Genomic DNA, 17,646 nt, shown 5'->3' with positions numbered 1-17,646 from the left:
GCTTCCGGTGCTCACGTACCAGATGTACGCTGCGCTCCGGGTCACGGAAAACCACCATTTTCGACTCACCCTGAGCTGAATGTCGATTGGTCCTAGTTCAGCGGCGGTTTCTCGACCTTGCAGGCAGCGCAGACGATCGACGAGAGGGCATAGATTCATCCGTGCGCCGCGATCATTTGACTGCTCGGGAAGCCCTAATTCGGGAGCGACACGCGCACGATTCGATCCGCCAGTTTCGCGTCCGGCGAGAGTGCTATGCGCAGCCTCGAAATGTCTCAGAAAACCGTCACTTTCCTAATAGCGAGGCGACAGAGCACTCTAACCGCACCCTCGAAAAGTGGCGGAAAAGCGTTATGCACCCGTGCGTAGGGTGTGTGATTATAATATGTGGGTCCGATGCGGAGCATCGCGGCCCGACAGCGGCATCGTGATGAAGCTGCCCAGGCAGGCATGATGAGTGCTCAGATTCGGGCGGTTGCTTCGAGTTCGGCAATGCGTTCGGAGCAGACGGCATGAACCGCGCGGCCCAGTTCCTCGACGCAGCCGCCCAACCAGAGAAGCTCTTCCTCAGTGATGCGATAATGCTTCGAGTAGCGGGCCTTCACATAGGCATCCTTCAGCTTCTCGAAGCGCACGCGATTCTCGCGAAGTTCGCCGCCGCATCCTTGAAAGTCGGCACCGCCTGCCGCTTGCGCCGCTCGAATTGCGGGTCAATGCCCAATTCTATCTGGTTGCGGATTTCGCGCGCCAGTTCGCGGGCTTGCGCCAAGCTGACTTTCTGGCAGCGACCCAGGCCGAAGTCGCGGCGATTGCCGTGCTTTTGGACTCTGCATACCCAGCTGCTTGTGCCTCCCGGCCGATCTAACCGGACGAGGCCGTCGCCGTAGCTGACGCGGCGCGATTTCCTATTGGGCTTTGCAGCCCCCTCTGGAGTGATTTTCATAGGGGTAATCATAATTTTCCGTCCCACATTGGCAAAAATGTCGGACTGGATCCTGTGGGGCACACAGGGACCCGAATCGCTTCTCAAGCCCGCAGAAAATCTGGGATCCTGAAAATGGTTCGGGAAAATGTGGGATTAGAACTTGGCGGAGCGGGTGGGATTCGAACCCACGATACGCTTTTGACGTATACTCACTTTCCAGGCGAGCGCCTTCGACCACTCGGCCACCGCTCCGCATGCACTGGAACGGGCGTCCTAATCGCTTGACGGGGCTTTCGCAAGCCGATTGGGCATGGCAGACATCAACCATGAAACATCTGCTCCTGACGGCCGTTGCTGCCGTGTCGTTCGTCCTTCCCGCGTCCGCCGATGAGCCGGCACCGGTTCCCTCGCCGGGAGAGATCGCGGCCACGGCTCCGGCGGCGGACTGGACCCTGATCGCGCCGTCGGACCTGCTGGTGATGGATCTTGCGCCCGATGCGAAGGGCAAGCCGCGCCGCGTCGTCATCCAGCTGATGCCCGCGCCGTTCAGTCAGGGATGGATCGGCAATATCCGCATGCTCGCCGCCGTGCACTGGTGGGACGGCACGAGCGTCAACCGGGTGCAGGACAATTATGTCGTGCAGTGGGGCGATGCCACCGAGAAGAAGGCGCTGCCGGAGGGGTTGGCGGTGATGGCGGAGAGCGGGTATGTTGAGTCAGGTTTCGCATCCGCCGGAGTGCATGCAGGTGTGGGCGGAACCGAGAGGTTGCTTTCCGTGCCCGTCAAGACGGACGCCTTCAGTGGGCTGACCGGGTTTTGGGACGGGTGGCCGGTCGCTGGTGCAAAGGAGGGATATCATGTCTGGCCCGTCCATTGCTACGGCGCCGTCGGGGTAGGCCGTAATATGTCACCGGACACCGGCAGCGGCGCCGAACTTTACACCGTCATCGGCCACGCACCACGTCATCTCGACCGCAATATCGCCGTCGTCGGCCGCGTGATCAGCGGGATCGAGCATCTGTCGAGCCTGCCGCGCGGGACTGGCGCGCTCGGCTTTTACGAGGATCCGGCTGAACGCGTCGGGATCAGGTCAATTCGCATTGCAATCGAACTGCCCGCCGCAGAACAACCGCGCTTTGAATATCTGTCGACCGAAAGCGACAGTTTTGCGCGCTATGCCGATGCGCGGGCGAACCGGCGGGATCCCTTCTTCATTACGCCGGCGGGCGGCGCCGATATATGCAATATCCCGGTGCCCATCCGTCCGGTCGTCGCCAAATAGGTCATGGAAGCGTTCACGACCACGACGCCGCTGTGGCGGTGGCAATCGGCGACCGCGCCCGCTGCGTGGTTCTTTGTGACCATCGCGGGCGACCCCGCCGACGGAATTCGCATGGCGGCGATCAGCGGCCAGTGGCTCGACGGCCGCAAGGGATTTGGATCGGCGCGCGTGGAGGCGGTTATCGGCGACACGCGTTGGAAAACGTCGGTCTTTCCGCACAAGGAAAGCGGCGGTTGGCTGCTGCCGGTCAAGGCCGCGGTGCGAAAGGCCGAGGGGCTTGTCGAGGGCGATCCGGTGACGGTGACCGTCAGTCTTTAGGCGGGGTTTCGGCCTTGGTGTCGCGCGCCTGCGCCTTGCGTTTGCGCAGATTGGCGCGCAGCGCCTCTGCGAGACGGCGCTCGCGTTCGATGTCGGCGGGGGAGGGCGTCTTGCTCACGCAGCGAGCCATGCCCGTGAAATTGCCGCAGCGTCAAGCCTCGCACCTTGACAGGCGAAGGGCGCCCCGCCATAGGCCGCGCCTGCCCGGCGAACATCCGTTTGCAGGCGTCCCGGTTGCTGCTGTAGCTCAGTGGTAGAGCGCGTCATTGGTAATGACGAGGTCGACAGTTCAATCCTGTCCAGCAGCACCATTTTTCCTATAACGACATACGTCATAGGCCGAACGCATGCCTGGCCGGGCGGTTCGGTTTTCAGCATATTTTTTTGTCACCGCGTGCGTTGGTCGAGGCCGTCAGGCAGCCTTGCGTAACAGTATTGACGCCGTCATGTTTTTTCCGGACGTATGGCACGGGGGCCAAGCGTTCAGGGGAGTGCGGAATTTGGCGACTTTCAATCGTATTTTTCGCGAATTGTCCGAAGTGCCCAACCTTCCGAGTCCGTGGGAGACCCCGCAATGGGTATCCCACATGAATCGCTATGCCGATAAACTGGGCCATGTCACGGTCGCAGACCGGGGCCGCGAGTTGGCGCGGGCCGTACGATATGGCAATGGGTTACCGCGAACGATGACCCCGCTGAAGGCGTTGATCCGGCGTAACCGTGGTGCTCCGATCCTCGACATCGGCGGCGGCTTTGGCGACAATTTCATCATCCTGCGAAAATATCTCGGCGAAACCCCTTATACGGTCGTTGATGGTGCTGAATCCTGCCGGGTCGGCAGGCATCTGCTGGGCGACCGCGTCCGTTTCCGGACTGACATGCCGGCCGACGGGCAATATGGGTTATCCATCCTGATTGGGACGTTGCAGTATATTCTGGATTCGAAGCCATTTATTTCGTCCTTGTCCAGATTGACGGACGATACGATTTTCGTCAGTCGCTCACCGCTTCGGAAAACGGGCGATGACTTTTATTCCATTCAGGAAATCACGCCGGACTTCGGATCGAATTCGGCCGGCGAATGCATGGTGCGGATCCGGAGCGTAAAGAATGTTGTCGACGATTTTGCCCAGGCCGGCTTCGGTCTGGTCGAGAACAGGGAAGTTCTGAGTTACAAGAAACAGATGTCGTCGCTTCCAGAAGAATATAGGGATTGTTCTTATTTCAACATGACGTTCAGGAAAATCGCGCTGATGTTCCTGAGCCTGATCGCAATCGGCGATCGATACGCCAATGAATTGGCGATGGTTTGAATAAACTGGTGCTCAAATTTTTGCAGCGAGCAACCAGTCGTGAAAGAGTTTGACCGCGGGCTGGCGCAGCGCGCGGGGGCGGCACACGAACCAGTAACTGTACGGGCTGTCCACGTCGAAATCGAACAGGCGAACGAGACGCGGGTCGTGCGCGTCGTCGAAATGATGGCCGTGCATGAAAGCGACGCCGATGCCCTGCGCCGCAGCCTCGAGCATCAGAGGCCCCGAATCGAAATAATCGATCCCCGCGGGCTCCAGATAGGGCATGCCGATCGCCTTCTTCCACTCGGTGAAGGTCTCGGGCATTTCGCGGTGGAGCAGGACGGTCATCCGTTGCATCTGTTCGGGCACGGTGATCGCGCGATCGCCGTCGGTCAGCGTCCGCGAGGCAATCGGAAATACCTTGTCCTGGTCGAGCCGTGCCGCATAGAGCACGGGATCGATCGAGCGGGCGAGGGCGATCGCAGCATCGATGCCGTCGCCCAGCCGAGCTTCGGCATGCGACATGGTGTCGATGTCGATATGCAGTTCGGGGTGCTTGCGCCGAAGCTCGGGAAGCCGAGGGAACAGGCGCTGCTGCGCGAAGAGCGGCAGGACGTTGAGGTGCAGGCGCAACGAGGCGTCGGGGCTGCCGACCTGTTCGATCACATTGCGCAATTCGTCGAGAATCGGCGACAATTGCTCGTGCAACGCCCGGCCCGCTTCGGTCAGGCTGAGCCCATGATGGTGGCGGTTGAACAGCGGGCGGCCGACGGTATGCTCGAGTGTCTGGATGCGGCGCGACAGCGCGGGCATCGACAGGCCGAGTTCGATTGCGGCCGCTTTGACCGTGCCGTGACGGGCGACCTCGAGAAAGGCTTCCATGCTGCTGATGGGGGGAAGACGTGGCATCGGTTACCGATGATGACATGACCTTGCCGGACTTGCCAGAATTTTGTGCAGTGCGTCATAAAAGGACGGAGCCTCGGCGCGGGTGAGGGGTCGCAAATCGGGAACGACCATCCTATCTTCGGCATTCTGACTTTTTTGCGGGAGACGCGCCTTGGCCGATGCAGTGGTAAAAGAAAAACAGGTCAAACTGCAGGTGGCGAACGCCCGTGCCGAAGAAAGCGGCGGAGGAATCGCCCGTATTCCGCGCTCCGCGATGGCCGAGCTTGGCGTCACCGAAGGCGATATCGTCCAGATCAGCGGAAAGCGCGAGACAGCCTCGCGCGTCGTGCTCCCCTATCCTGAGGACGAAGGGCTGGAAGTCATCCGTCTCGACGGCCTGCAGCGCGCCAATGCCGGCGCGGGCGCGGGCGACATGGTCGTGCTGAGCCGCGTTGAAACGCGTCCCGCGACGCGCGTCGTCTTCGCCCCGGCGCAGGAGAATCTTCGCCTGCAGGGTTCGGCCAATGCCTTGAAGCGCAGCTTTTTCGGCCGTCCGCTTGTTGCGGGCGATACCGTCGCGACCGCTGGGCAACAGCGGCTGGAGTCGGGCGACATGCCGCCGCAGCTTCGCCAGATGCTCAACGCGCCCGCCTACGCGCTCGCCGAAGTGCGTCTGCTTGTCGTGTCGGCTACCCCCAAGGGAATCGTCTTCATCGACGAGAATACCGAAATCGAACTGCTTCCCGAATATCAGGAGCCGCAGGACGCGCGCCGCACCGATGTCACCTATGACGATCTCGGCGGGCTCGGCGATACGATCGACCAGCTTCGCGAGATGGTCGAATTGCCGCTGCGCTACCCTGAGCTGTTTCAGCGCCTCGGCGTTGACCCGCCGCGCGGGGTGCTGCTGCATGGCCCGCCGGGAACGGGCAAGACGCGGCTGGCGCGTGCGGTCGCCAATGAAAGCGACGCGCAATTCTTTCTCATCAACGGCCCGGAAATCATGGGCAGCGCCTATGGCGAGTCCGAGAAGCGTCTGCGTGACGTTTTCGAGGCCGCGGCGAAGGCTGCTCCATCAATCCTGTTCATCGACGAGATCGATTCGATCGCGCCGAAGCGCGGGCAGGTGCAGGGTGAGGCCGAAAAGCGCCTGGTCGCGCAATTGTTGACGCTGATGGATGGGCTCGAACCGCGAACGAACCTTGTCGTCATCGCGGCGACGAATCGTCCCGACGCGATCGACGAGGCGCTCCGCCGGCCCGGCCGCTTTGACCGCGAGATCGTCATCGGCGTCCCCGACGAAAGCGGCCGGCGCGAGATCCTCGGCATTCACACGCGCGGCATGCCGCTGGCCGAGAATGTCGACCTTGCGGAGCTCGCGCGCACGACCTTCGGCTTCGTCGGCGCCGACATGGCGGCTCTGACCCGCGAGGCCGCGATCGAGGCGGTGCGTCGGATCATGCCCAAGCTCGATCTGGCCGAAGGCACGATCCCCGCCGAGGTGCTCGAAGAGCTGCGCGTGACGCGAGAGGACTTTAACAATGCGCTGAAACGCGTCCAGCCGTCGGCGATGCGCGAAGTGATGGTGCAGGCGCCGAAAACGCGCTGGAGCGACATCGGCGGGCTCGACGCAGCGCGCGAAAAGTTGATCGAAGGGATCGAACTGCCGCTGAAGAATCCCGAGGCGTTTCGCCGGCTCGGAATCCGCGCCGCGAAGGGCTTCCTGCTCTATGGCCCGCCCGGAACCGGCAAGACCCTGCTGGCCAAGGCGGCGGCGCGCGAATCCGATGCCAATTTCATATCGATCAAATCGTCCGATCTTCTGTCCAAATGGTATGGCGAGAGCGAGCAGCAGATCGCGCGGCTGTTTGCGCGTGCGCGCGCGGTTGCGCCGACGATCGTCTTTATCGACGAGCTCGACAGCCTGGTGCCCGCGCGCGGCAGCGGGGCGTCGGGCGAACCGCAGGTAACCGAGCGTGTCGTCAACACGATCCTCGCCGAAATGGACGGAATCGAGGAGATGCAGTCGGTGGTCGTCATCGGCGCCACCAACCGCCCGAACCTGATCGACCCGGCTTTGCTTCGCCCGGGCCGACTCGATGAACTGATCTACGTCGCGGTGCCCGACAAAGAAGGGCGCCGGCGTATCCTTGAAATCCAGACGGGCAAGATGCCGCTCGCGAAGGATGTCGACCTTGCGGTGCTCGCCGAAAAGTCGGATCGCTTCACCGGCGCCGACCTCGAAGATCTGACGCGGCGTGCGGGGCTTGCCGCGCTCAAGCGCTCACTCGATAGCGACACGGTGACGATGGAGGATTTCGAAGCGGCGCTGAAGGAGACCCGCGCCTCGGTGACCGAGGCGATGGAAAAGGATTATGAAAAGATCCAGGGCGAGATCAAGCAGGCCGCGATGAGCGTCGATCCGATCGGCTTCTTCGCGCCCGGCATGCTCAAGCCCGTGCGCGAGCGCAAGCACGACGACACGGCCGATTAGAGCTGCTGTTGTTCCTTGGGCTGGTTCGGTTTCAACGCCGACCAGCCCCACAGGACCAGCCAGCCGCAAAAGCCCGCCATCAGGCCGTAGGCGACCATCGGGTGCCAGTTATAGAGCAGCACGCCGACCGCAGGCGATATGATATAGGCCGATCCGTTGATCGACGCGGTCATCCCCGCGACGCTGCCCTGATCGCGGCGCGGCACCGATAGCGATGCGCCCGCGGTGAAACCGGGGCGGAACAGCCCGAAGCCGAGCGAGGCGAGCGCGAAACCGATGATGATGCCGTGAAAGTCGTAGGACAGGCCGGTCATCACCGTCCCCAGGCCGCCAAGGCTGGCGCCGCAGAGCACGGCGGTGCGCGGCGACATCTTGAGCAACGGGATCAGGCCCCATTGCGAAAGCAGCGTCGCGAAAGCGCCCGCCATCAACACGATCCCCGTCATTGCGGCGCCTTCGTCGGGACGCAGGCGCAGGTGCAGGCGGTCGAGAATCAGGAAGCCGATCACGCCGAGCACCATCGCTTGCGCCTGCCCGCCGAACAGTCCGGCGAGCAGCCATGGACGGACGCGCGTATCGGTCCAGCGAAGGGGAGGGGTGGCGGCGGCCGACGGGTCGACGACTTCATCTTCGCTCTCGTCGGTCGCGGCTTCGGGAGAGCCCGCGGCGGCCGGATAGGCCGCGATATTGCCGCGCGCGGCATAGCGGGGCATGTCGTCGGGCAGGCGCCAGCGCAGCATGACAAGCACGCCGAGGCCGATCAGCGCAAAGACGAGCAATGGGCCGGCGAGGCCAACGATAGGCAGGATGAAGAAGGGCGCGATCGCCGGGCCGATGACGGTGCCGAGCCCGAAGGACGAGGAAACGAGCGAGAGCGCCTGCGTCCGCTGCTCGGGATCGGTGCGCGCGGCGACATAAGCCTGCACCGCGGGGGGCGACGCCGAGCCGAAGCCGCCGTAGAGGCTGCGAAATACCGCGAAGACGATGAAGGTGACGCCCGCGGCGAGATAGCCTTGGAGTCCGGCCCAGAGGGTCAGCCCGCACAAGGCCATCGACGAGAGGAAACCGACCACGCCCAGCGCCATCAATGCCTTGCGGCCGCGCTTGTCCGACTGGCGCGCCCAATGCGGCGCGGTGAGCACCCAGAGCAGTGCAGACCAGCTGAACGCCAGGCTGACCCAGACGTCGGGGATGCGCAATTTTGCACCGATTGCGGGCAGGATCGATTGCATCGCGGTGTTGCCTGCGGCGGCGACCAGCATCACCGCGAAGAGCACCGCCATGCGGTCGGAGGGGATGGAATGCGATGTCGTCGCCATGTTCGCCCCCTCCTTGGCTTTGGTCGGTAACGCCGCCTCTCCCTACACGCGGGCGCCCCGCTGTCCAGAGTCAAGACAGACTCTTTCCTTGCGCCCCGGCGCCGATTTTGCCACGCCCTTGGCAACCGCAACAACGCGAAAGCCATCATGACCAATCCGCGGGCGCAGGCCCAAGAAACAAAAGCTCCGCTCGCCCGTCGGCTGCGCGTGGGCGTAAAACGCTTTTTCGGGCCGTGGGGCATGTTCGTCCGCGGCTTCATCAAGCATCCGGTCATGGTGGGGTCGATCGTGCCGTCGTCGCCGACGCTGATCCGCCACATGCTGCGCCCCGTCGACTGGAAGAACACCAAGCTGTTCATCGAATATGGCCCCGGCGTCGGCACCTTCTGCCGCCCCGTGCTCGAACGAATGGCGGGCGATGCGACGCTCATCGCGATCGACACCAATCCCGATTTCATTGATTATCTGCGCAAGGATATTCGCGACAGTCGCTTCATCGCGGTCAACGGATCGGCCGCCGATGTCGAAGAAATCGTGCGCGCGCACGGCTTCGATCAGGCAGACTATGTTCTCTCGGGCCTGCCATTCTCGACGCTGCCCGCCGGTGTCGGCCCGGCGATTGCTGCTGCCACGCACCGCGTGCTTCGCCCCGGCGGCGCTTTTCTCGTCTACCAGTTCCGCGCCCGCGCGCGCGATTTCCTGACCGCCCACTTCAATCGCATCGACAATGCGTTCGAATGGGTCAACGTCCCGCCCTGCTTCCTTTTCTGGGGCTGGAAGGACTAGACTTCGGGGTCGGGATCGCCGAGCCCGAAGTTCAATTTCCGCGACACCGTATAATCGACGATGCCGACGACGAACCAGGCGAGCGTCCAGCGGACGCGCGTCAGCCAGCCGGCGCGTGCCTTGTGCGAATTCGGTGTGATGACTTCGCTATCGGGTCGCAGGCCAGCCAGAAAATTGCGCATCTTTTCGGCAAAGCCCGCGTCCGCGATCCGCACCATCACTTCGACGTTCACGAACAGGCTGCGGACATCGAAATTGGCCGATCCGATATAAACGACATCGTCGATGACGATCAGCTTCATATGCAATTTGCACGGCCGATACTCCCAGACATCGGCGGTCTTGCGCAGCAGATAGCCATAGAGCAGCCGCGATGCGCCGATCGTCGCCGGATTATCCGACTTGCCCGCCATCACGAACCGCGCCCGCCCGCGCTGCGCGACGCGGCCGAGGCGGCGGAGCATGCCTTGGCCCGGGGAAAAATAGGCCATCGCCATGTCGAGCTGCCGCGCGTTTTCGAGGTCGGCGCGCACCGCTCGCGCCCATGGCGACAGCCGCTGGGTCGGCCCGCCGACGAGCCATGATATGGGTCCGCCCTCGATCGGCCATTCGCGGATCATCCGTCGTAACATCAACAGCTTGCCGTCGTCGTTGACGGTATAGTCGTGTATTTCGGCAAACCATTGCGCCGCGCGCGCGACGGTCGGTCCCTTGACGATCATCCCGATGTCGAACCAGCAATCGCTGCGCGGTGGGCTGAGATAATCGTTGGCGATGTTGAAGCCACCGGTCACCGCGATATATTCGTCGATCAGGATCAGCTTCTGGTGATTGCGGATCAAATAGGTCGAGCGCCAGCGGCGCGAGAAAAAAGTGACGCTGCCGCCGGCGTCGCGAAGCGGCGCGAACAGGCCGTCGGACGTGTCCCCCGATCCGAAGCTGTCGATCACGGCACGTACGCGGACGCCGCGCTTGGCTGCGATCAGCAAAGCATCGAGGATATGGCATCCCGCCGCGTCACCCTCGAAAATATACATGATAAGGTCGATACTGTGCGCTGCGCCGTTGATCAGGTCGAGCAACCGGGTCAGCCGGTCGCCGCCGTCGAAGATCAACTCGAGCCGGTGACCCGCCACGTCCGCCGTCAGTCTTTCGGACAAGTCGACGGGTGCGCAGGTTTCAGCCATGACCGCTCATAGGCTGGCATCTGCGAACGCCGCAAGGGCGGTGCTCTGATTGACATATCGAGGCAGGGCTGCTAGCGCGCAGCGCTTGCCGCCACGCCCCTTTAAAGGGCTGGCCTCTCCTATACCTAAGGAAACAATATGGCCCGCGTTACCGTCGAGGATTGCGTCGACAAAATTCCCAACCGTTTCGACCTGGTCCTGCTCTCCGCGCACCGCGCGCGTGAGATTTCGGGTGGTTCGGAGCTGACCGTCGACCGCGACCGCGACAAAAACCCCGTCGTCGCGCTGCGCGAGATCGCCGAACAGACCGTGCGTCCGAAGGACCTTAAGGAAACGCTGGTCGGTTCGATGCAGAAGGTCGTCGTCGACGATGACGATACGCCTGATGAAATCAGCTCGATCAGCCGCTCGGCCGAAGCGCTTCGCCTGACCGCGGCCGCGCCGCCGCGCAGCCCCGCGGGCGGTGGCAGCGACTTCGAATAAGCGCCGCTCCAATCCAATCACCAAGGGGGCCGCAGGAAACTGCGGTCCTTCTTGTGTCAGTCGACCTGCGTCAGCTCGGCGATGCGGATCGCCTTCGACGCCAGCATCGGCTCGATGATCCGCTGGATCCGGTATGCGCGCGGCGAGCCGACGGTGATATTGAACAGGCTGTTCGCGATCACATCGGCAATCTGGACGCCATCGCTGCGCTTGCTGTCGGCCAGCGACGCGCGGCCCCATTGGCCGAGCCCCGCCTGTATCTCTTCGCGCACATGCGAAAGAATCTTCGGATCATAGCGCCCGTCGTCGATCACCACATCGGTGCAGACACCGCCGGTTTCGGGCAGCCAGTGCCCGACCGCGCTGTTGAGTAATGCGCCATAGAGCGCGAGGTCGCTGGGCAGGGTGCCTGCCGGGTTCTGCACGAGCTTGTCGCGTTCGGCGACCGCTACCCAGGCGCGGCCACCGGCGCGGTCGAAAAGTTCGAGCAGATAGGCGCGCTCGACGATGCTGATCCGGCTGCCCTTGAGTTCGCCGCGCAGCCCGGTCACGCTGCGAAAGCGCGCGTGGATGTCGGCCGCGGCCTTCGGGGTCAGCATCACCGCCGAAAAGGTCATCGCACCGGCATTGAGACCGCCCGATTCATCACAATAAATGGTCACTTAGCGGATCACCGAACCTGGCCGAAAAAAGCGACCGAGCGGCTTTGCCCCGGACCGATCGCATCGGGCCACTGCCAACGGACATGGGTCACATCGGCGGCCGTCGCGGCGCGGGGGGCTGCGCCGTTGACGGGCACCGTCAGCGCCGCGAGGGCGCCGAACGTCTTGCCGCCGTCGGTCGACACGCCGAAACCCGCCGTATCGGCGGTATCGTCGAACACCAGGCCGTCGGGGATCGGATTGACCAGATTGACTCCTGCCGCCGGGACGCCGCCGTTGTTGGTGAAGGTGAGGGCAACGCGGACGCGGTCACCAGGAACGACTACATCGGGCGTAACATAGGTTTTTTTCGGCGGTTGGCCGTCCGAAGACGGGGTCGATTTTTCGAGTTCGATCTTGCTTGTCAGCAAACCGGTTCCCTGCGCCGCCGCCGGCTGAATGCCCGCCGCGAGAAGGGCCGCCAAGGCCAGGGCATTCCACGCTTTGCCGATCATCGCCGTCTCCTTTGGTCCTGGGCGCACCTTTGACGCATCAAGCGGGGCAGGGATAGCGTTTCTTCATCAGCGCATCGAATGCCGAATAGACGCTGACCGACTTGCGCGCGGCAACGGGATAGCTGCGGAGGTGGGAAAGCCATTGATCGGGGGTCAGGCTCCCCGATTCAGGGGGGCAACTCGTCGTCTTGCGACCGGAGCGGCGTTCGGCGTCGATGCGCGCCTTATAGCGCTTCCCCGCGGCAACGACTTCGCCCTTTAGCTGGTTTCCTTGTGGGGTTGCAAGCGCCAGCGGGCCAAGCCGCTCGAGCGACGTCGCGCGCGCGAGAAACGCCGCGACGCTCATATCGCCGGGCGCCATCGCGCACAGCACGGGAGCAGCGAGGAAGGCAGGCAAGATGCGTGCATATGTCCCTTTGGTCATATGCCGCAACTTGCCCCCACCCAATGAATAGTCCCTGAATCGAAGGGGCTAGGCGTAAAGCCTAGGCCCCTTGGGGATTGGCGTCGCCGAAGGGGCGCGGCTTGCGTTTGATCTGCGGGATACCGCCGGCATGGCCCGACACCGGCGTGCCGCGCTTGCCGGCTTCGTCTTCGCGGCCGATGTCTTCGCCCTTGATCGCGCGCTTCGATTCTTCGCCCGACAGCGTCTCATATTCGAGCAGCGCACCGGCGAGCAGGTGGAGCTCGTCGATATTGTCGGTCAGCACCTTGCGCGCGACCTTTTCGCCCTCCTCGACGAGGCGGCGGACTTCGGCGTCGATGAGCTTGGCGGTTTCTTCGGACATATTCTGCGCGCGCGACACGCTGTGGCCTAGGAAAACCTCTTCCTGATTGTCGCGATAACGCAGCCAGCCGAGCTTTTCCGACATGCCATATTCCATGACCATGGACCGCGCCATGTCGGTCGCCTGCTGAATGTCGTTCGACGCGCCGGTGTTGAGTTCGTCCTTGCCGTAGATCAGCTGTTCGGCGATGCGGCCGCCAAAGCAGAGCGCGAGGCGCGCCTTCATCTGCTTCATGTTGGTCGAATAGCGGTCGCGTTCGGGCAGATTCCACGTCACGCCCAGCGCGCGGCCGCGCGGGATGATCGTGACCTTATGCAGCGGATCGCAGCCCTCGACGTGCAGCGAGACGAGCGCGTGGCCGGCCTCGTGGTACGCGGTCGACTTCTTCTCGTCCTCGGTCATCACCATCGAGCGGCGTTCGGCGCCCATCATGACCTTGTCCTTCGCCTCTTCGAACTCGTCGTTCGCGATCAGGCGCTTGCCCTTCTTGGCGGCGAGCAGCGCCGCCTCGTTGCAGAGATTGGCGAGGTCGGCGCCCGAGAAACCCGGCGTGCCGCGCGCAACGCGGCGCAAATCGACGTCGGGTGCGAGCGGCTTCTTGCGCGTATGCACTTCGAGGATCTTCTGGCGACCCTCGATGTCGGGGCGCGGCACGACGACCTGGCGGTCGAAGCGGCCCGGACGCAGCAGCGCGGGGTCGAGCACGTCGGGGCGGTTGGTCGCGGCGACGATGATGATGCCCTCGTTCGCCTCGAAACCATCCATCTCGACGAGCAACTGGTTCAGCGTCTGCTCGCGTTCGTCATTGCCGTTGCCAAGCCCGGCGCCGCGATGGCGGCCGACCGCGTCGATTTCGTCGATGAACACGATGCACGGTGCGTTGCGCTTCGCCTGCTCGAACATGTCGCGGACGCGGCTGGCACCAACACCGACGAACATTTCGACGAAGTCCGAACCCGAAATGGTGAAGAAGGGAACACCGGCTTCGCCTGCGATCGCGCGGGCGAGCAACGTCTTGCCGGTGCCGGGCGAACCGACGAGCAGCGCGCCCTTCGGAATCTGGCCGCCCAGTTTCGAGAATTTGGTCGGGTCGCGGAGGAACTCGACGATTTCCTCGAGCTCTTCGCGCGCTTCGTCGATGCCGGCGACATCGTCGAAGGTCACCTTGCCCTGCTTTTCGGTCAACATCTTCGCGCGCGATTTGCCAAAGCCCATCGCGCCCGAGCCGTTGTTCTTCTGGACCTGGCGGAAGACGAAGAACGCAATGCCGAGGATGAGCAGGAAGGGCAGCGACTGGACGAGCATATACATCCAGAAATTGGGCACTTCGGTCGGCTTGCCGTCATATTTGACGCCATTGTCGTTGAGCATCTTGAGCAGTTCGGGATCGCGCACGACGTTGGCGCTGAAACGGTCGCCGTTCGACAGCGTGCCCGTCACCTTGTCTTCGGACAACACGACGTCCTTGACGGCGCCTTCCTCGACCTTTTGCCGGAACTCGGAATAGGCAAGCGGATTGCCGACAGGCTGCGAAGCGCCGCCGAACATCGAGGCGACGAGGAGCATCGCAAGCAGGATGCCGCTCCAGATCATCACGCTCTTCATCCAGGGATTGCCCTGCGGTTCCTTGTCGTCCTGCATTCGGATTCGTTCCTCAACGGCGCGGTACTGCGCTCCTATCCGCACAAGATAGGATAATCGGATTAAATGACAATGAGGCAATCAGCCCTTTTTCGCTGTTTTCCGGCGCGGCGCCGCGGAAATGCGCCAGATCGTCCCTTCGAGGCCGCGAACCGCATCGATCAGCAGCGCGCCGACCATCGCCCGCCGCCCCTCGTGCATCGCCGCGATCACGCCGTCGAGCGAGGCACCGCGCAGCACGAGCTGCGGCGCATTGGCGCGCAGCCGCTGTGCGACGATCCGGCGAAACATCTCGGGCGGATAGCCGTCGTCGCGGATCACCGCGATGTCCGACGCGTCGGGCCAGGAGGCGATCAGCCGCTCGACCGCCCAGTCGAGCGCCTCGTCGGCCTCGGCAAGCCACGCCGCCGATTTCGCCGCGGCGGCAGGGTCGAGTGCGGTCTGCGACTGGAGGGCATGACGCAGGCGTGCCCGATCGAAGCGGTCGTCGCTGTTCGACGGATCGTCGACGAAGGGCAGGTCGTTTTCGAGCGCCAGATGGACGAGTTCGCTGCGCCGCCAGTGCAGGAGCGGACGCAGAATTGCCCCGTTGCGGGCGCGGATCGCGGCAAGCCCACCGACGCCGCTGCTGCGGTTGAGCCGCATGACGATCGTCTCCAACTGATCGTCGGCATGGTGCGCCGTAATAATATGTTTGAGCGCCTTGTTTTCGCGCCATTGTTCGAGCAGGCGGTAGCGTTCGGTGCGCGCCGCCGCTTGCTGCGATCCCTTGATCGGCGTCGGCGGGCGCAGCGTCGAATGCGGGATATGCTCGCGTTCGCAAAAGCCCGCGACCATGCGAGCCTCGTCGTCCGAGCCCTTGCGCAGGCCATGGTCGACCGTCGCCGCCCAGACCTGGCCGGGCAGCAGGGACGCCATCAGCCAGAGCAGCGCCATGCTGTCGGGGCCGCCCGAAACGGCGACTCCATAATGGAGGCGGTGCCAGTCGGACCCGACGAGCGCGGCGAGATCGCCGGCGAGCCGGTCCGCGGCGTCGCGGTCAGCAACCTGCTTTTGTTTTTGCGGCGGCAGCATCGGTCCGGACATCCTGCGGCGTCTTGTCGCCATAGACTTCGTCGAGTTCGCGGAACGCCTTGCAGGCGTCGGCCTTGCGGCCGAGCTTGTCGAGGGCAACACCCATGTACATCAGGCTGTGCGGCGCGCGTGCGCCGCTCGGGCGATCCTTGTAATTATTATAGAAGGCGACCGCGGCGAGGCTCGGCTTGCCCTCGTCGAGATAGGAGCGTCCGAGCAAATTCTGCGCAAAGCTTGCCTGGCTGCTCTTCGGCCATTTGGTGACGACGGTCTTCAACTGCGCCTGCGCCTCGGGATAGAGCTTCGCTTCCCACAGGCGATAGCCATAGTCGTAAGCATCCTTGGTTTCGTTGCCGCTCGCCGGAACCTCGACCTTTTTGACGAGCGCGAGCCGCGCGGCGTCGGTTGTCGCGGGCTTCGCAGCGGGTTTGTCGGCGGGCTTCTTCACCGGGGTCGCCGCGACCGTGGTCGCTGCTACCGGCGGTTTCACCGTCGGAGCAAGGCTGGCGGGCGTCGCGGTGGGGACGGCTTCCACTGCGGGATCGGCGAAGCGCTTGTCCATTTCGGCCTTGTAAGCGGTGAACTGCTTTTCGAGTTCGCGGAGCTGGAAGGCATTTTGCTCGGTCTGGCCGGTTAGCGCCTGCAGCTGCGATTCGAGCGCATCGACGCGCGCGGTCAGGTCGATCACCGGGGCGTTGGTGCGGGCGCGCTCGCCAGGCGTGTTGTCGGGCGCAATCTCGCCTTCAAAGAAGGTCGGGCTGCCGCCGGGGAAGACCGACCGCTGGACTGCGCGCATTTCCTTTTCGAGCCGCTCGACCCGCTTGACGACATTATTGTCCTGCGCCGCCACGGGCATCGCCGCGGCGAGCGCGATCGTTGCCATTCCCAGGAAAGTGATCTGACGCATCATCATCTGCCGTTAGGTCCCCACTAATTAACCATTTCGTTGCTCATAACGCGGCAAAGCACGGCAGCGCAAACTCATTTCGGTGCGCTGCCGCTCGGGCCGGCTCGAATGATCCGCGGTTCAGCCCTTGGGACGTGGTCCCGCCGCAGGTGCCGCGGCGCCATTGCCTTCCGCACGCGCCACCAGATCGGCCGGCTTCAGCGAGACGTTCTTGACCAGCGTATCGGCCGCGCCGATCGGGCCAATGTCGCGGCCGCCGACGGTGACCTTGAGCGCCTGAGGGATGCTCGTCCGCAATGTGAATTGTTCGATATAGGCGGGCGGAACCTGATAGGTTTCGCCGGCGTCGAGCGTGCGCCAATTCTCGGTCTTGCCCTGTGCGTCGTCGAAACCGATCCAGACTTCCGAAACCCCTGTCAGCACGACGGGGGCATTTGCCGCGACGGCGGACTGCCCGGTTGCGGCCTTGGTTGCCGGGGCAGCGGCAGCATCGCTCTGCGGCGCTTCCGAAGCGTCGGCGGCGCGATTCTGCGCGGCGATCAGCGCCTCGTCGGGCTCGACCGACAGGAAACGCCACACGCCGTATGCCGACGCCAGCAGCAGCGTGACGATGACGAGCGTCCAGGTCAGCCGTGCGGTGGGCAGGCGTGCCGGATCCGTCGGCTCATAGGCTTCGTAGAGGGGACGCGAACCATAAGCGTCCTCTTCGAGTTCCTGGCGGATTGCTGCACCGATCTCGGCCTCGGGCAGGTCGACGGCGCGCGCGTAAGCGCGAGCGAAGCCGGTGACATAAGTACGGCCCGGAAGTTCCGAGAAATCGGACTTTTCTATCGCCGCCAAGTGACGCTGGGTGATGCGCGTCCGCGTTGCGACATCGGCGAGCGAAAGTCCCGCCGCTTCGCGCGCAAGGCGCAGCCGATCACCCGTGCGCGTAATCGCCAGTTCGCCTTGGGGGGCGACCTCTTCTTCTGCCATTGCTGTCTCCGGTGCCGACCGTTCGCAACCCATGTCGATCGTGCCGCGCAGTCATCGCATTGACCGCGCGGCAAAGTCAAATGAAGTTCGGCAATCGACCGGCTGAAAAGAAAGCCGATCTAGTTCC

General features: G+C 63.6%; 18 protein-coding genes, 2 tRNA genes and 1 pseudogene. 7 read left to right on the top strand and 14 right to left on the bottom strand.

Annotation, left to right across the window (positions count from 1 at the left end):
* Positions 1–461 precede the first annotated feature (461 nt).
* The 3 genes and pseudogenes from ACREBX_RS18115 to ACREBX_RS18105 all read right to left on the bottom strand — a co-directional run.
* Positions 462–641: pseudogene (locus tag ACREBX_RS18115) on the bottom strand (nucleotidyltransferase); the annotation flags it as partial.
* Positions 617–943 (bottom strand): Arm DNA-binding domain-containing protein, encoded by a 327-nt coding sequence (locus ACREBX_RS18110; RefSeq protein WP_431563129.1) that lies wholly within the window; start codon positions 941–943, stop codon positions 617–619. The gene ACREBX_RS18110 and the pseudogene ACREBX_RS18115, both read right to left, overlap by 25 nt.
* A 143-nt stretch (positions 944–1,086) precedes the next feature.
* Positions 1,087–1,177 (bottom strand) — tRNA-Ser (locus ACREBX_RS18105).
* A 74-nt stretch (positions 1,178–1,251) separates the two neighbouring features.
* Between ACREBX_RS18105 and ACREBX_RS18100 the strand changes: the two genes are divergently transcribed.
* Both ACREBX_RS18100 and ACREBX_RS18095 read left to right on the top strand, forming a co-directional pair.
* Positions 1,252–2,208 carry a peptidylprolyl isomerase gene (locus ACREBX_RS18100; RefSeq protein WP_431563128.1) on the top strand — a complete coding sequence of 319 codons (957 nt, stop codon included), beginning with the start codon at positions 1,252–1,254 and terminating at the stop codon, positions 2,206–2,208.
* Positions 2,209–2,211: 3 nt separating this feature from the next.
* Complete coding sequence (locus tag ACREBX_RS18095) at positions 2,212–2,526, top strand: DUF1905 domain-containing protein (RefSeq protein ID WP_431563127.1); 315 nt, start codon at positions 2,212–2,214, stop codon at positions 2,524–2,526.
* Here the strand turns inward: ACREBX_RS18095 and ACREBX_RS18090 are convergent.
* Positions 2,516–2,644, bottom strand: a complete 129-nt coding sequence (locus tag ACREBX_RS18090; protein ID WP_431563126.1) for a hypothetical protein — start codon at positions 2,642–2,644, stop codon at positions 2,516–2,518. The genes ACREBX_RS18095 and ACREBX_RS18090 overlap by 11 nt on opposite strands.
* Before the next feature lie 118 nt (positions 2,645–2,762).
* On the opposite strand from ACREBX_RS18090, the gene ACREBX_RS18085 reads away from it, so the two are divergent.
* Positions 2,763–2,837 (top strand) — tRNA-Thr (locus ACREBX_RS18085).
* Between the two features lie 276 nt (positions 2,838–3,113).
* Positions 3,114–3,839, top strand: a complete 726-nt coding sequence (locus tag ACREBX_RS18080) for a hypothetical protein (RefSeq protein WP_431563125.1) — start codon at positions 3,114–3,116, stop codon at positions 3,837–3,839.
* 12 nt (positions 3,840–3,851) lie between these two features.
* Here the strand turns inward: ACREBX_RS18080 and ACREBX_RS18075 are convergent, their stop codons facing one another.
* Positions 3,852–4,730, bottom strand: coding sequence for a LysR substrate-binding domain-containing protein (locus ACREBX_RS18075; RefSeq protein ID WP_431563124.1), 879 nt, complete (start codon positions 4,728–4,730; stop codon positions 3,852–3,854).
* A 151-nt stretch (positions 4,731–4,881) separates the two neighbouring features.
* On the opposite strand from ACREBX_RS18075, the gene ACREBX_RS18070 reads away from it, so the two are divergent.
* Positions 4,882–7,203 (top strand): CDC48 family AAA ATPase, encoded by a 2,322-nt coding sequence (locus ACREBX_RS18070; RefSeq protein WP_431563123.1) that lies wholly within the window; start codon positions 4,882–4,884, stop codon positions 7,201–7,203.
* Here the strand turns inward: ACREBX_RS18070 and ACREBX_RS18065 are convergent.
* Entirely contained in the window at positions 7,200–8,522 is a 1,323-nt protein-coding gene (locus tag ACREBX_RS18065; RefSeq protein WP_431563122.1) for an MFS transporter, read from the bottom strand. The two genes, ACREBX_RS18070 and ACREBX_RS18065, sit on opposite strands and share 4 nt — an antisense overlap.
* A gap of 147 nt (positions 8,523–8,669) precedes the next feature.
* Between ACREBX_RS18065 and ACREBX_RS18060 the strand changes: the two genes are divergently transcribed.
* The gene (locus ACREBX_RS18060) at positions 8,670–9,308 is read left to right on the top strand and encodes a class I SAM-dependent methyltransferase (protein ID WP_431563121.1); all 639 of its coding nucleotides are present in this window, start codon (positions 8,670–8,672) and stop codon (positions 9,306–9,308) included.
* Here the strand turns inward: ACREBX_RS18060 and ACREBX_RS18055 are convergent.
* Entirely contained in the window at positions 9,305–10,495 is a 1,191-nt protein-coding gene (locus tag ACREBX_RS18055) for a phospholipase D-like domain-containing protein (RefSeq protein ID WP_431563120.1), read from the bottom strand. The genes ACREBX_RS18060 and ACREBX_RS18055 overlap by 4 nt on opposite strands.
* A 138-nt stretch (positions 10,496–10,633) precedes the next feature.
* On the opposite strand from ACREBX_RS18055, the gene rpoZ reads away from it, so the two are divergent.
* Positions 10,634–10,978, top strand: a complete 345-nt coding sequence (gene rpoZ, locus ACREBX_RS18050; protein ID WP_431563119.1) for a DNA-directed RNA polymerase subunit omega — start codon at positions 10,634–10,636, stop codon at positions 10,976–10,978.
* Between the two features lie 56 nt (positions 10,979–11,034).
* On the opposite strand, the gene ACREBX_RS18045 is transcribed toward rpoZ, so the two are convergent.
* From ACREBX_RS18045 to ACREBX_RS18015, 7 genes are all read right to left on the bottom strand, one after another.
* Positions 11,035–11,640 (bottom strand): DUF3800 domain-containing protein, encoded by a 606-nt coding sequence (locus ACREBX_RS18045; RefSeq protein ID WP_431563118.1) that lies wholly within the window; start codon positions 11,638–11,640, stop codon positions 11,035–11,037.
* 8 nt (positions 11,641–11,648) lie between these two features.
* Positions 11,649–12,134, bottom strand: a complete 486-nt coding sequence (locus tag ACREBX_RS18040; RefSeq protein ID WP_431563117.1) for a hypothetical protein — start codon at positions 12,132–12,134, stop codon at positions 11,649–11,651.
* Between the two features lie 37 nt (positions 12,135–12,171).
* Positions 12,172–12,558, bottom strand: coding sequence for a hypothetical protein (locus ACREBX_RS18035; RefSeq protein ID WP_431563116.1), 387 nt, complete (start codon positions 12,556–12,558; stop codon positions 12,172–12,174).
* A 61-nt stretch (positions 12,559–12,619) separates the two neighbouring features.
* Positions 12,620–14,563, bottom strand: a complete 1,944-nt coding sequence (ftsH, locus tag ACREBX_RS18030) for an ATP-dependent zinc metalloprotease FtsH (RefSeq protein WP_431563115.1) — start codon at positions 14,561–14,563, stop codon at positions 12,620–12,622.
* Between the two features lie 81 nt (positions 14,564–14,644).
* Positions 14,645–15,649, bottom strand: coding sequence for a tRNA lysidine(34) synthetase TilS (gene tilS, locus ACREBX_RS18025; protein ID WP_431563114.1), 1,005 nt, complete (start codon positions 15,647–15,649; stop codon positions 14,645–14,647).
* Positions 15,603–16,550 (bottom strand): tetratricopeptide repeat protein, encoded by a 948-nt coding sequence (locus ACREBX_RS18020; protein WP_431563113.1) that lies wholly within the window; start codon positions 16,548–16,550, stop codon positions 15,603–15,605. The genes tilS and ACREBX_RS18020 overlap by 47 nt, the downstream gene beginning before the upstream one ends.
* 114 nt (positions 16,551–16,664) lie before the next feature.
* A complete protein-coding gene (locus ACREBX_RS18015) occupies positions 16,665–17,519 on the bottom strand; it encodes a helix-turn-helix domain-containing protein (RefSeq protein ID WP_431563112.1) in 855 nt (284 codons plus the stop codon).
* Between the last annotated feature and the right edge of the window lie 127 nt (positions 17,520–17,646).

This window comes from Sphingopyxis sp. (assembly GCF_050725655.1).
GTDB lineage: Bacteria > Pseudomonadota > Alphaproteobacteria > Sphingomonadales > Sphingomonadaceae > Sphingopyxis.
The sequence above is the reverse complement of the archived record's forward strand: the minus strand, read 5'-3'. Positions and strand labels throughout refer to the sequence as shown.